Below are 12,891 nucleotides of genomic sequence, written 5' to 3'. Positions count from 1 at the left end.
TTAATGGTATTGCAGAATCTGTAGATTCTAATCACCCAAATAATGAACTAAGGGGGGGGGGATAATACTAACTTAAAAGCTAAAGATTCTTTAGATGCTCCTGCTAATCCTTTAGATTCTCAAGATTCTATTTCTCAAACTTCTTTAGATTCCACTTCCTTAGATTCTCTGCAAACTTATGAGGTTATAGATTCTAATCCTTATCACATTAAGAAAGTCTATACACAAGCTAATACTACAAGTCATTGCGAGCAAAGCGAAGCAATCCACACGAATACAGAATTTACAACAACACGACAAGAATGGATTGCTTCAGATTCTACGAATCCTCGCAATGACGAAAAACCATCAAATACCAAACATGCAAATATAGAATCTCAACCCATTGACTATATTATCTTTTTAGATTCTGATGATTATTGGGAAAAGGAATGTGTGGAGGAGTGCATAAAAGCATTTGCTAAATGTGAGGAGCAGGGTAAAAGTGTGGAGATGGTGTGGTTTGATAACAATGTTTTTTTTGATGGCTTTGCGCAGTTTTATGATATAACTTGCTGTGCTGAAGTGTATCATTATCCTACGCAATGCACATTTAGCCCAAAGCAATGGCTTGATAATCTCATAAGGCTTAATCATCAAAGTTTCACTGCTTCTTGGAATATGCTTATTGACTTTTCTTTTTTAAAATCGCTCAAACTCTATTTTCTCAATGGCGTTATTTACGAAGATGCAAGCTTTGGTGTTATGCTATTTATGAGTGCAAATCGCATTTGTTTTACGCCAAAAAAATTGCATTATTATAGAGTGCGTCCAAATAGCACAACTTTTCAGAGTGTCACTTCTATTGCGCCTTATTTGTTGCCTTTTTATAACGTATTTTTCAAAGATATAATCGCTGCTAAGGAATATCATGGGAATTCAAGTCGCATGCGTCTTTTCTTGCAGCTTTTAGAGTTTTTCAATGCGTTTGGGGATAAAGAATTTGCAGAGCTAGCAAAAAAGACTTTTTTACCATGCCTCGCGCAAGGTTCGCTTAAAATCCTTAATTCCGCCAAAGATCCGCTAAATTTGCTTCCAAAGCTTGACTTGACAAAGCCCTATATCACAGCTTCTAGGCTTAGTTTGTTTGTAAGGTTGTATTTTAGTTACCCAAAAGCGCGCAGTTTTTTGCTTTTCTTTAAGCGCGCTTATGAGATTCAGCGTATTTTTGAGCGCAAGATTCGCAGAAAAATTTTTAAAAAATACAAGCAACGATAAATTTATCCACTTAAAAGGCTAATTTCTCAAAAGACTAGCCTACCTTCCGCAAAGCATTTTATAATCGCAATAATTGCACGCTTTGTCTCTTTGGGTAAATTCCCCATATGTAGCATTCTGCGCGTTTTGAAAATCTTTAGCTACATTTACGCCCTTGCTTCCTAACGCATTTATTTGCTCTAAATCTAAAGTAAATTCCTCGCGGATTTCTTGCAAGATATTTTTAAGCGCCTGCGTTTTTGAAAGCCCTTTATCTGCCGCGCAGTCCCAGCACAACGCGCCAGCTTTAATATCATAAAACGCACACAAAATCTCCGCATCCGCCCCGCCATACATTTGCTTATACAGCTCAAGGCTAAAATCATCTTTTGCCGCCTCGACTTTGTCCTTGTATTTGTAGTCCAAAATCAGCACTTTGCCATTTTGCAAGCGCTGGATTCTATCAGCCTTGCCATAAAAGTAAAAACCCTCAATCTCCGCATTTAGCGCAATTTCTAAGCCCAAAATTTCAAACGCGCCATTTTCTGCAATAAACTGCTCCTCGCACGCAAAAAATCGCGCCAAGTGGTATTCCATAAGCTCAAGCTCCATAATTTGGGGGGAAGGCAGATTCTGCTTTTCTTTGTGCAAAATTGCAAAAGCGGAATCTTTAATTGTTTTAAGCGTGCCTAAATCCACAATCTTGCCAACATAGGGCTGATAAGAGCGCTCCAAAATGCTATGCAACATCGTGCCAAGTGTGGTTGCTGGTGGCGCTTCTTCTTGTGTGCGAAGATTTTGCAAGTAGTAAAAATAAAATTTTTGCTTGCAAAATAAAAATGTCGCAAAGCTCGTGGGTGAAAAGCGCGCAGGCAGAGTGCTAAAATAGCGCTCTAGCTTGTATTCCTGCGCGTTTGTGAGATGATGAGTGAAAATACTGCTTTCATTTGGCGCGATTTTTATTTCTAGCTCATCAATAAGCCCTGCGCGCGCGTTGTCCTCGTCCTCCACAAACAGCACGAGCGCTTCTTTTGCGCTTTGCAATAAATGCTTATAGTAGCTAATTTGCAAAAGTTTTTTATCCTTAATCGTTGGGATTCCAAGCTGGTGGCGCAAGGAAGTATTCAAAAACAAATCGCTTTCTTTAAGATTTGGGATAAACGCCTCGTTGCAATCAGGGACAATCACATATTCCAGCTTCAATGCGCGCGACTCCAGCACCTCTATCACGCTAATGCGCCCCCCGCTCACATCATCAATGCTCCATGATTCTATCTCTTGCAGAAAATATTTTGTCAGCTCTTCTAAGCTCACATCGCCCAAAAACTCCTCCATACACGCATATTCGCTTAAAATTTCAAGCATTTTTTGATGCAGACTTGCAAGATTTTTTTTGCTTAGCGCAAAGCTTTGATTGACATTGTTTTTAAGCCATTCTAGCTTTTTACTAAAAGGCTCTCGTGCCAGCTCCTGCGCGCTAGATTCTAAAGTTTCATCTAAAATTTGGGCAAAATTTGTGTAAAAATCACTTTGCATAAAAGGCTTACCAAAGGCGTAATTAAAGTTATGCTCCAAATCAAGCGTCTGCAAATAGCGCATAAAGTTGCTATTTGGCAGCACTAGCGTGATTTGCTCAGGCGCAATGCCAGCTTTAAGCCACTTTGAAATTTGAGAATTTATCGCGCCTACTTGCTCGATCCTAGAGCTTAGGCTTACAGCGTTCAATTGCGCGTTTTTACTAAAAGCGTGAGAATCCACCACCTCGCCACTTGGGAAAAGCACTTCATAGTGCGTGTTTTCTTGCAATGTGGGTTGCGTATCAAAAATATTCCAAAACTTTTGCTTGTCTTTTTGGAATTCAAAGCACAAAAGCACCTCGCATTTTTCGCCCACTGCGCGCAAAATCTCTAACTCAAAAGGATTTAGCACACCAGAGATAAAAAGCTTAATACGCTCAAATCGCGCTAAGAATCCAAAAGAAAGACAAAAATCGCGACTTTTATACACAAAATCATGTGCCTGCAAAATAGAATCATAGCGCGCCTTAATGGCTTGCAGGATTTTCAAATGATCCTCATACTCGCCGTAAGTATCGCGCAGTGGGATTTTATCGATTGAAATATTATGCAAAAAAAGTTCATCAAAAAATTCTAAGAAAAATTCGCTACTTTGCAAATATGCCAAAAAACTTTTTTCAAAAATAAGTCCTTTTTTGCGCAGTTCCTCAAACTCATAGCCACGCAAGACAGAGCTTAGGATAAATTTGCGCGCGGAGTTTGGCAGGAGAATCTTATTTTCATAAAAAATTGCTTTGCTAAAAAATTCAGAAATAAGCATGCTCGGCTCGCAAATGCGCCCATCTTGCAAAAGTGCTAGCATTGAGCGCTTGGAGGAATACACATTGAGCGTGCGTGAAGTGAGCGCGCGCAAAGAATCCTCGCTAGCAGGCGTTTGCACGATGTTTTTTAGCGTTATTTCTTGCATGCTGTTTTCGTGTAGTTTGGGCTTACAAAAGATCTTTTGCTTTGTTTGCGATATTTTGCGCTTCAAAGCCAAAGCGAGCAAAGAGCGCATCGCCCTTCCCACTTGCCCCAAAGCTTTCAATCCCAAAAACGCAATCCGCAAATTTATACCACTCTAGCCCCCTTGCTGCTTCAATCGCAAGCACTTTGCTAGAGCCAAACAAAGAATCAACATAGTCCTTATCTTGCTGTATCAATAAATCATAGCTTGGCGCGCTCACCACGCGCGTTGCGATGTTTTGAGATTCTAGAATCTCTTGAGCTTTCAACGCAAGATCCACCTCGCTACCACTTGCAATAAGCGTGATTTGTGGCTTTTCACCCTTGCACTCGCGCAGGATATACGCGCCTTTTGCTACTTGCGCGGAAGTTGGATTGCTAATGACTGCGAGATTTTGTCGGCTCAAAATAAACGCGCTTGGGACTTTGTGTTTTAATGCAACTTCCCAACACGCGGCATTTTCATTCGCGTCGCTTGGGCGGAAAACAAGCAAATTTGGCATCGCGCGTAAATGCGAGAGTTGCTCGATTGGCTGGTGTGTCGCGCCATCTTCGCCAACACCTATACTATCATGCGTGAAGACATAAAATACCTGCGCGCGCATGAGGCTGGCGATCCTAATGCTTGGCGTGAGATAATCGCTAAAGACAAAAAAAGTCGCACAAAATGGCGCGAAAAGCCCATAATTTGCGATGCCATTGCAAATCGCGCCCATAGCGTGCTCGCGTATGCCAAAGTGAAAATTACGCCCATTTGGGAAGTCAGATTCTCCTTTTAATTCGGTGTTGTTGCTGGGTGCTAAATCCGCACTTCCGCCCAAAAATCCCGGCACTGCCTTTGCAATGGCATTTAAAATCTCGCCATTGCTCACACGCGTAGCAATCGCCTTGTCTTGCTCGAAACGCGGAAATTCCACTTTGTCAAAATCAAGCATTTGCGCGATTTTTTCTTTCACTTGAGAATCTAGCTCGTTTTCCCACTGCAAATTCGCCAGCGCGCCAACTTCAGCGACATTCCTAAAGCGCAATAAGCAATCATTTGGAATCTCAAAAGTTTTGATTGGATCAAATCCCGCGCTTTGCTTTGCTTGCGCGATGATTTCCTCGCCCAAAGGCGCACCATGGGATTTGTGGCTACCTTCTAAACTTAGAGCGCCTTTAGCGATGGTAGTGTGCGCGATGATAATGCTAGGAAGTTTGGAATCTAGCGCGCTTTTAAGCGCATTATTGATACTTGCAAAATCATGCCCATCACATTCAAACACCTCAAAGCCCTGCGCCTTAAATCTCTGCGGGATATTTTCATCAAATGCCTTGCTCACCGCACCTTCAATGCTGATATTATTGCTATCATAAATTAAAATAAAATTTTCCAACTTGTGCTTTCCCGCAAGTGAGCAGGCTTCATAGCTTATACCTTCTTGCAAATCCCCATCACCGCAGAAACAAAACACATTGTGATTGATGACTTCCTGTCCGCGCGCATTTTTGCCAAGTGTGTTTTTGGCGTATTTTGACGCCATCGCCATACCTACAGCGTTTGCAATACCTTGCCCTAGTGGTCCTGTGGTGACTTCAACGCCGGGCGTGTGTGAAAACTCCGGGTGTCCGGGCGTTTTGGAATCTAATTTTCTAAAATTTTGCAAATCTTCTAAACTCACTTCAAAGCCCCACAAGTGCAATAAACTATACACAAGCGCGCTTGCATGCCCGCCGCTAAAGATTACTCTATCGCGATTAAGCCAAGTGGGATTGCTCGGATTTAGGCGGATATAAAGGCTCAAAACCACCGCAATATCCGCAAGCCCTAGCGGGGCGCCGGGATGCCCGCTGTTTGCCCTTTGTACCATATCCGCGCATAAAAAACGCAAGGTGCTAGCCATTTTTGAGAGCTGTGGAATGTCAGAGGGTGCTATCTCGTGTGTTTTCATCGATTTCCTTTAAATGTGGCGATTTGTTTTGGAAGGAGCGATTCTAGCAAACAAGTGTTTTTACAAACCTTAACTTTTTGCTACAATACATTTTTTAACTTCATTAAAAGGCTTGCAAGGCGTGGATTCTAAGCTTGTCACAACTATTTTATTGCGTATGCCAAATTGGCTGGGAGATAGCGTTATGTGTGCTTCTAGCGTGCAAAAGCTCAAAGATTCTTTCCCAAATGCGCGCTTTATCATCGTGGGAAGTGAAGTGTGCAGGGTGTTTGAGCGTGATAAAAGGGTGGAGAAAGTTATTATTGACACAAGCAAAACCTATGCAAAAGCACAAAAAAATGCCTATAAGCAGGCTTTGCAAGCCTTACAGAATCGGGCGCAAAACACCGCTCAAGATTCTTTGCGAAATCCGACGCAAGATTTTTTACAGGACTCTTTGCAAAGTCCCGCGCGCGGTGGATTCTTACAGAGATTAAAGCTTAGAATCTCATATCTTGCAAAATTTTGGCAACGAAACAGAATCTACGCGACTTTTCTTTTGGCGCAAAATGCCCGTGGTGCGCAAATTAGCATTAGCTTTAATAATGGCTTTTTTGGCGCGCTTTTTTTATTTTTTACGCGTGCAAAAATCCGCATAGGCTATGGGAAAAATTTGCGCGGCTTACTTCTTACGCATAGCTACAAAATCCCGCGCTTTACGCCATTGCATCAAGTGCAAAAGTATGAATTTTTGCTTCATGAAATTGTAGATTCTCAAATTTTAAATGCGCTCTATCCTTTGCAACTTCCCCGTGGGGGCGAAAATGGCTTTAAAAATGAAAGTGTTTTGCGTAAATTTGCGGAGTTTGCAGAATCTAGAGGGGAAGATTCTATGCAAAGTGCGCCAAAATATATCGGTATCAATCCCGGCGCTGCCTTTGGAAGTGCGAAGTGCTGGGAAGAATCGTATTTTATCGAGGTGATAAAGTTTTTTTTAGCGCAAGGGCATTTTGTCGCACTTTTTGGCTCTGATATAAAGCTAAGCGCGCGCATAAATGCGGGACTTGAGGACTTTGAAAGTGGGGACTATGGGCTTAAAAATTTCATTGATTTAACCAACAAAACTACGCTTTATGAGCTGGTGGATTCCCTAGGCGCGCTTGATTTGTTTATCACCAACGATAGCGGTCCGATGCACATTGCTAGCGCGCTTGGCACGCCTTCTATTAGCATTTTTGGTCCTACGGATATGAGTGATACTTGCGGTTGGAATCTTGAAATTGCAAAAAAATATTTTTATGAAAATGCGCTGGCTTTTGGGGCGGATTCTCAAAAAATTGCTAAAAAACCTGCGATTGAGCGTGAAAATCTTGTGCTTGTGAAAAATACCGCAATTCTTTGCAAGCACCTGCCTTGCGCGCCATGCAAGAAGCGCATTTGCCCTTTAAAGCACCATCAATGCATGAAAGACATCACGCCTGAACTTGTGATTTCTACTGCAAAGCAAATGCAGGTGGTGTGAGAAAATTTGCAGAATCTAAACACAGATTTTAGAAGTTTTGCGCGCAGGGTGTGATTATTTAGGTTTTAAATTATCATTCTAGAATCTTATCAAACAAAAATGCTAAAATTACGCGCGCGGATTGTGGGTGGGGTTTATGCGCAAATGCGCGCGAGAGCGATTTAAAAAATATCTAGGAGATTGAATGATTTTTCCACTTTCCTTAAAAACACCTTTGCAAAATTTTAAACTCTTAAGCCATTGCCTTATCCCGCGTCCTATCGCGTGGGTTTCAAGTCTCAATGACAATGGCAGTATCAACCTTGCGCCTTTTAGCTTTTTTAGCGTGGTGAGTTTGGAGCCTGCAATTTTGAGCCTTTGTTTGATGAAAAAAAGCGATGGAACGCCAAAAGACACCTTGCAAAATGCGCGCATGCATCAAAAACTCTCCATTAGCATTCCAAGTTTAGCGCAAGAAAAGCTCGTGCAGGAATGTTCCAAAGAGTTAGATTTTGGCATAAGCGAGGCAGCAGAGTTTGGCATTGATTTAGAAGTTTTGCACAGCGCCTATCCGCCCGTGCCAAAGGGCGTTAAAGTCGCATTTTTCTGCGAATTTCATAGCGTGCTAGATTTTGCGAGCGCGACGGATACTTTGCTTGTGGAATTAAAAGAAATTTATGTAAATGACGCGCTTTGTAATGAGGGCTTAGATTTTGAGTTTGATGCACTTGCAAGAAGTGGGCGAGGCTTTAAGAATCTAGCGCCCTTAAATTAAGTCTAAAAGCGCGATTTTGAGACTTTAAACCGCGCATACTTCAATCTCGCGCGCTTCACTATCGCGCAACGCCACTTGCACGCCACCTACAAGCACGGAAAGCGTGGATTTTTTAAGCGTGTGGTTGCAAAGTTTTACTTGTGCGTTTTTGTAGATTCCCATTGAGATGAGGCGGTATTTTATCGCGGTGTCTGTGGTTTTTAACGCGGTTATTTTGTAGTTGTTTCCCTTTTTCCCTTCATACAAAGTCATTGATTTTCACTCCTTAAAATCCTGCGAATGTTTTAAAGCGCGCATTATAACAAACTCTCTTTGAATTTGTATAATTTGGAATTTGCGTAATTTGCCTAACTTGTAGGAATGTTTTGCTATAATGGGCGTTTTTCTAAGAAACTTCAATTTTTAAGGCAAGCAATGAAAAACCTCACACCAATTTTACACACGCAAGATAGTGGCTTTGAGCGCGCGTTTAGGGAGATTCTTATGCGCGGTAAAATGGACATTAAAGAAGTGAGTGTGAGGGTGCAAGCGCTTTTAGATGAGATTAAAAATGAAGGTGTGAATGCGCTTTTGCGCCATGTGAGCGCCTTTGATGAATGGAATCCAAAGAGTTTGGAGGATTTGCTAATTCCAGAGGAGCTTTGCAAAAAAGCTTATGATAGGCTTGATAAAGATACTAAAACTGCCTTGCATAACGCGTTTGATAGAATCTACGCTTTCCATGAGAAGCAAAAAGAAAAAACTTGGATTGATATTGAACAAAATGGCAATATTTTGGGGCAAAAGGTAACCCCAATGCAACGCGCTGGGCTATATATCCCCGGAGGCAAGGCGGCTTATCCTAGCTCGCTTTTGATGAATGCCATTCCTGCGATTGTGGCGGGAGTTGAAGAAATTGTTGTTTGCACGCCCACACCGCATAATCAGCCAAATGAATTGCTTTTGTGCGCGCTGTATCTTTGCGGGATTAAAAAGGCGTATAAAGTCGGCGGGGCAAGCGCTGTGGGATTTATGGCGTATGGGGATTTGGCGCATGATATAAAGGGCGTTGATGTCATCACAGGTCCGGGAAATATTTATGTGGCTACGGCTAAAAAGCTTGTGTTTGGCGATGTGAATATCGATATGATTGCGGGTCCGAGCGAAATTGGCATTATCGCGCAAAAGGGCGCAAACGCACGCTATATCGCGTGGGATTTGCTCTCACAAGCTGAACATGATGAGCTAGCAAGCGCGATTTTGCTAAGTGATGATTTAGCATTGATAGAATCCGTGCGCGAGGAAATTACGCAGATTTTGCCCACACTTTCACGCAAGGAAATCACGCAAAAAAGTATGCAAAATCGGAGTGTTTTTATCCACACAAAAGATTTGGAGCAAAGCATTGAGCTAATGAATGAAATCGCGCCCGAGCATTTGGAGATTCTTACCCCAGAGCCATTTTCGCTTCTGCCAAAGATAAAAAATGCCGGGGCTATCTTTTTGGGAGAATATGCAAGCGAGCCAATAGGCGATTATCTCGCAGGGCCTAATCATACACTGCCTACAGGCGGAAGTGCGCGCTTTTTCTCGCCATTAGGAGTGGAGCATTTTATGAAGAAAAGCTCTATCATCTCTTTTAGCAAGCAAGCAATGCTAGAACTTGGGGAATCTTGCGCGCGTTTAGCACATATCGAGGGCTTGCAATCCCACCAAATGGCGGTGCTTGAGCGCCTAAAAAACCTTAAAAATTAGATTATGGATAGCGGAACTATGGATTTAGAGGATTTAGAGCTTTTTGGTAAGCCCCCGCTTGAAAAGTGGAAAGAGGTTATTTTGAATGCTTCACCAACGCTCGTTGGTGCGGAGCTTGAGCGTATTATTGAGATTTTAAGCGCAATTGAGCTTTTTTTGGAGCAAAAGGGCATAGATTCTAGGGAATTAGAGCATTTTATCCACTCTTTAAATGAGGAGCAAAAAGAGCATTTGCGCACGATGAAAGAGAGCCTCGCTATTGAATCTATGGGGAAAATTTTGGGGAATTATGAATAGATTCTATGAAAGATTTGGGATATTTGGGAGAGGCGCGCAAAAAATGGCAAGGGTGGCAAAAAGAGGGGTGGCAAAAACACAAAAAATGGCAAATCTTCAAGTGGATTTTTCTTTTGCTTTGTGCGCAAGAATTGCTTTTAGCCAGCGCGCCACAATTTACTTGGAGCAAGGATTTGCATTTGCAAAAAGAGCAAAATTACCGCGCGCAAATTGTGCTAGAATCCACCCAAAAGCCCTTAGTCCTGCGCTGGACGCTGTATAAAAACTATGGGCTTGTGATGCATATACGCTATGATAAGTTTAATTACCAAACAATCCTTTACACTGACTACCAGCGCGCGGATTTCGCCCTGCCACTTGGGGATAATCCAAAGCCCATGCTCCATATCTTTTTTAAGGATTTTAGCGAGCAGAAGGCGCATTTGCGACTTTATATTGAAGGTGCGGGCGCGAGTGTGGCGCAGGAGAATCTCTAATAAAAAGAAAATCCTTAATGCAAAGAATCTAAAAATCTCACAAAGGGCGGGCAAAATGGACTTTACACAAGCAAAAGAAAAAATCACACAAACGATGCAAACAATGATAGGTGCGTGTGAAAACGACATTATAAACGAGCTTTTTTCGCATTTGCAAAGTGGCAAAATGTTGCGTTCAAAGCTTGTGTTTGCGATTTTAGAAAAGCTAGATTGTGCGCGCGCCAACGAGGCGGAAACTAGCTTGTCTAGCAAATCCAGCGCGCATTTGCTAGATTCTGCCATTACGCTTTGCGCGATTATTGAGCTTATACAAAGTGCTTCGCTTTTGCACGATGATGTGATTGATAACGCCACTACAAGGCGCGCGAAGCCCTCGCTCAATGCGCGTTTTGGCAATAAAAATGCCATTATGCTAGGCGATGTGCTGTATGCGAAGGCTTTTTATGAGCTTAGTAAATTCCCGCCACAAATTGCGCAAAGCCTTTCAGAATCTGTTGTGAGGCTTTCCATTGGCGAGATTGAAGATGTTTTTATGGCGCAGAATTTTAATGAGAATTTAACGCGCTATTTGCAAATGTGCGAGTATAAAACCGCATGGCTTATCGCTGCAAGTGCGGAGTGTGCGGCGCTTTTAGCAGGCTTAGAGCAAAGAGAATGCGCGCAGTTTAGGGAATATGGGCGCAATCTTGGCATTGCGTTTCAAATCATTGATGATATTTTAGATGTGACACAAAGCGCGGAGGTTTTGGGCAAGCCTTCTATGAGTGATTTTAGCGAGGGCAAAAGCACGCTGCCTTTTATCTATCTTTTTTCCCGCGCGCCAGATTCTACAAAACAAGAGCTTTTGGGGCTTTTCAAAAAAGAGCTGGATTCTACACAAATTGCGTGGCTTAAGGAGAGTTTCACGCGCTATGAATGCATAAAAGATAGCATTACGCTAGCAAAATCTTACGCTAAAAAAGCGCTAGATTCTATCAAAGACAAAAACAATCCAACTTTAGAATCGCTTGCTAAAAGCATGATTGAGAGGGAGTTTTGATGCAAGAATATATGGCGATTAGCTTTTCGCATAAGGTGATGGATCTTTCCTTGCGCGAAAAATTGGCATTTGGGAATGATGAGATTATCGCGTTTTTGCACAAGGTGTGCGGGAGTGAATCCATAAAAGAGGCATTGCTGCTTTCAACTTGCAATAGGATTGATTTTTATGCAAGCGTGAGTGATAGCAAAAAGGCGCAGGAGGAATTTTACACGATTTTAGAATCTTATAAAAAAGTCCCGCTCGCACTTTTGAAAAAGCATTCTTTCGTGCGACTTAATCAGTATGCGGTGTATCATATTTTTAGCGTGGCATCAAGCCTTGATAGCCTTGTGATTGGCGAGACGCAAATCACAGGACAGCTCAAAGACGCCTACCGCCTCGCACATGAGAATATGTTTTGCGCTAAGGATATGATGCGCATTATGCATCATGCCTTTAAGTGCGCGGCAAAGGTGCGCAATAGCATTGATATTTCATCTAGTCATACTTCAGTCGCAGGCGCAGCGGTGGCGATGTTGCAAGAGCGATTGTTAGAGCAAGGGGAGAGTTTAGATTCTAAACAAGTGGCGATTTTGGGCGCGGGAGAAATGGGAATCTTAGCGCTAAAGCACCTTTGCAAATACCGCCTGCGCGTGATTTTGCTTAATCGTAATATGCAAAAAGCAACCCAAACCTTGCAAGAGCTTCAAAGCAGCCTAAAAACGCAATCTAGCCTTGAGGTAAAGCCCTTTAGCTACCTAAAAGACGCGCTTAATGAATGCGATATTTTCCTTTCCGCCACCGGCGCGCCACATATCGTGGTGGATAGAGAGATGATCCAAAAAAGCGAAAAAAAGCGCATTTGGTTTGATCTCGCCGTGCCAAGGGATATTGAAAGCATAGAAGTTGAGAATCTGCAGATTTATTGCGTTGATGATTTGCAAGAAATCATCTCGCAAAACAAAGCCCAGAGGGAATCGCGTGCAAAAGAGGGGCAGAAAATCGTTGAAGAATTTGTGCAGGATTTTTTCAAGTGGTTGCAAAGCTTAGGCGCAGAGCCAATTATTAAGCATATTCGCGCGTTAGCAAAAGATTCTAGCTTTAAGGAGCTAGAGCGCGCAGTCAAAAAGGGCTTTTTGCCCAAAGAATACAAGCAAAGCGTTGAAAAAATCCTGCATGGTGCGTTTAATACCTTTTTGCACAAGCCTACAATGCGCCTTAAGGAGGCGGGGGAGAGCATTAATGCTGATCCTATTTTAGAAGCGGCGAAAAATATTTTTGACATCGCAGATGATATTGTTTTGCTCAATAAATATAAATGCGAGGAGTATTTTGGGGATTCTCAAATGCGCGAAAAAGAGGCGCGCGAGCAAGGCACACGCGAGGAAAACCAAAAGCGCGTAAAAGAGAAATAAAGGA

11 protein-coding genes are annotated in these 12,891 nt (G+C 42.5%); 8 read left to right on the top strand and 3 right to left on the bottom strand.

Annotation, left to right across the window (positions count from 1 at the left end):
• Nucleotides 1-435 precede the first annotated feature (435 nt).
• Nucleotides 436-1,257: a hypothetical protein gene (locus tag CQA49_RS05745; protein WP_115575007.1), complete on the top strand. Its 822-nt coding sequence runs from the start codon at nucleotides 436-438 to the stop codon at nucleotides 1,255-1,257.
• 39 nt (nucleotides 1,258-1,296) lie between these two features.
• On the opposite strand, the gene CQA49_RS05740 is transcribed toward CQA49_RS05745, so the two are convergent.
• Together CQA49_RS05740 and tkt are read right to left on the bottom strand one after the other, a co-directional pair.
• Complete coding sequence (locus CQA49_RS05740) at nucleotides 1,297-3,720, bottom strand: PD-(D/E)XK nuclease family protein (RefSeq protein WP_181882618.1); 2,424 nt, start codon at nucleotides 3,718-3,720, stop codon at nucleotides 1,297-1,299.
• A gap of 22 nt (nucleotides 3,721-3,742) precedes the next feature.
• A complete protein-coding gene (gene tkt, locus CQA49_RS05735) occupies nucleotides 3,743-5,689 on the bottom strand; it encodes a transketolase (protein WP_115575005.1) in 1,947 nt (648 codons plus the stop codon).
• A gap of 121 nt (nucleotides 5,690-5,810) precedes the next feature.
• Here tkt and CQA49_RS05730 point away from each other — a divergent pair, with 121 nt between their 5' ends.
• Together CQA49_RS05730 and CQA49_RS05725 are read left to right on the top strand one after the other, a co-directional pair.
• Nucleotides 5,811-7,190, top strand: a complete 1,380-nt coding sequence (locus CQA49_RS05730) for a glycosyltransferase family 9 protein (protein ID WP_115575004.1) — start codon at nucleotides 5,811-5,813, stop codon at nucleotides 7,188-7,190.
• Nucleotides 7,191-7,374: 184 nt separating this feature from the next.
• Nucleotides 7,375-7,944, top strand: coding sequence for a flavin reductase family protein (locus CQA49_RS05725; protein ID WP_115575003.1), 570 nt, complete (start codon nucleotides 7,375-7,377; stop codon nucleotides 7,942-7,944).
• A 24-nt stretch (nucleotides 7,945-7,968) separates the two neighbouring features.
• Here CQA49_RS05725 and CQA49_RS05720 read toward each other — a convergent pair whose 3' ends face one another.
• Nucleotides 7,969-8,196 carry a FeoA family protein gene (locus CQA49_RS05720; protein ID WP_115575002.1) on the bottom strand — a complete coding sequence of 76 codons (228 nt, stop codon included), beginning with the start codon at nucleotides 8,194-8,196 and terminating at the stop codon, nucleotides 7,969-7,971.
• Nucleotides 8,197-8,358: 162 nt separating this feature from the next.
• Here CQA49_RS05720 and hisD point away from each other — a divergent pair, with 162 nt between their 5' ends.
• From hisD to hemA, 5 genes are read left to right on the top strand one after another with little or no spacing between them, the layout of a single operon-like run.
• Complete coding sequence (gene hisD / locus CQA49_RS05715) at nucleotides 8,359-9,678, top strand: histidinol dehydrogenase (protein ID WP_115575001.1); 1,320 nt, start codon at nucleotides 8,359-8,361, stop codon at nucleotides 9,676-9,678.
• A 3-nt stretch (nucleotides 9,679-9,681) separates the two neighbouring features.
• Nucleotides 9,682-9,975 (top strand): DUF2018 family protein, encoded by a 294-nt coding sequence (locus tag CQA49_RS05710; RefSeq protein ID WP_258864215.1) that lies wholly within the window; start codon nucleotides 9,682-9,684, stop codon nucleotides 9,973-9,975.
• Between the two features lie 5 nt (nucleotides 9,976-9,980).
• A complete protein-coding gene (locus tag CQA49_RS05705) occupies nucleotides 9,981-10,451 on the top strand; it encodes a hypothetical protein (RefSeq protein WP_115574999.1) in 471 nt (156 codons plus the stop codon).
• A 55-nt stretch (nucleotides 10,452-10,506) separates the two neighbouring features.
• Nucleotides 10,507-11,490: a polyprenyl synthetase family protein gene (locus CQA49_RS05700; protein WP_115575014.1), complete on the top strand. Its 984-nt coding sequence runs from the start codon at nucleotides 10,507-10,509 to the stop codon at nucleotides 11,488-11,490.
• On the top strand, nucleotides 11,490-12,887 hold the full coding sequence (hemA, locus tag CQA49_RS05695; RefSeq protein WP_115574998.1) for a glutamyl-tRNA reductase: 1,398 nt from the start codon (nucleotides 11,490-11,492) through the stop codon (nucleotides 12,885-12,887). The genes CQA49_RS05700 and hemA overlap by 1 nt, the downstream gene beginning before the upstream one ends.
• Nucleotides 12,888-12,891: the final 4 nt, after the last annotated feature.

The organism is Helicobacter sp. MIT 00-7814 (genome assembly GCF_003364115.1).
Classification (GTDB): Bacteria; Campylobacterota; Campylobacteria; order Campylobacterales; family Helicobacteraceae; genus Helicobacter_F.
This window is presented reverse-complemented; position numbering and strand designations above follow the sequence as displayed.

Coding starts and splice junctions, on each gene's coding strand:
- CQA49_RS05740 (WP_181882618.1), bottom strand. CDS start 3,720: ATGCAAGAAATAACGCTAAAAAACATCGTGCAAACGCCTGCTAGCGAG.
- tkt (WP_115575005.1), bottom strand. CDS start 5,689: ATGAAAACACACGAGATAGCACCCTCTGACATTCCACAGCTCTCAAAA.
- CQA49_RS05725 (WP_115575003.1), top strand. CDS start 7,375: ATGATTTTTCCACTTTCCTTAAAAACACCTTTGCAAAATTTTAAACTC.
- CQA49_RS05720 (WP_115575002.1), bottom strand. CDS start 8,196: ATGACTTTGTATGAAGGGAAAAAGGGAAACAACTACAAAATAACCGCG.
- hisD (WP_115575001.1), top strand. CDS start 8,359: ATGAAAAACCTCACACCAATTTTACACACGCAAGATAGTGGCTTTGAG.
- CQA49_RS05710 (WP_258864215.1), top strand. CDS start 9,682: ATGGATAGCGGAACTATGGATTTAGAGGATTTAGAGCTTTTTGGTAAG.
- CQA49_RS05705 (WP_115574999.1), top strand. CDS start 9,981: ATGAAAGATTTGGGATATTTGGGAGAGGCGCGCAAAAAATGGCAAGGG.
- CQA49_RS05700 (WP_115575014.1), top strand. CDS start 10,507: ATGGACTTTACACAAGCAAAAGAAAAAATCACACAAACGATGCAAACA.
- hemA (WP_115574998.1), top strand. CDS start 11,490: ATGCAAGAATATATGGCGATTAGCTTTTCGCATAAGGTGATGGATCTT.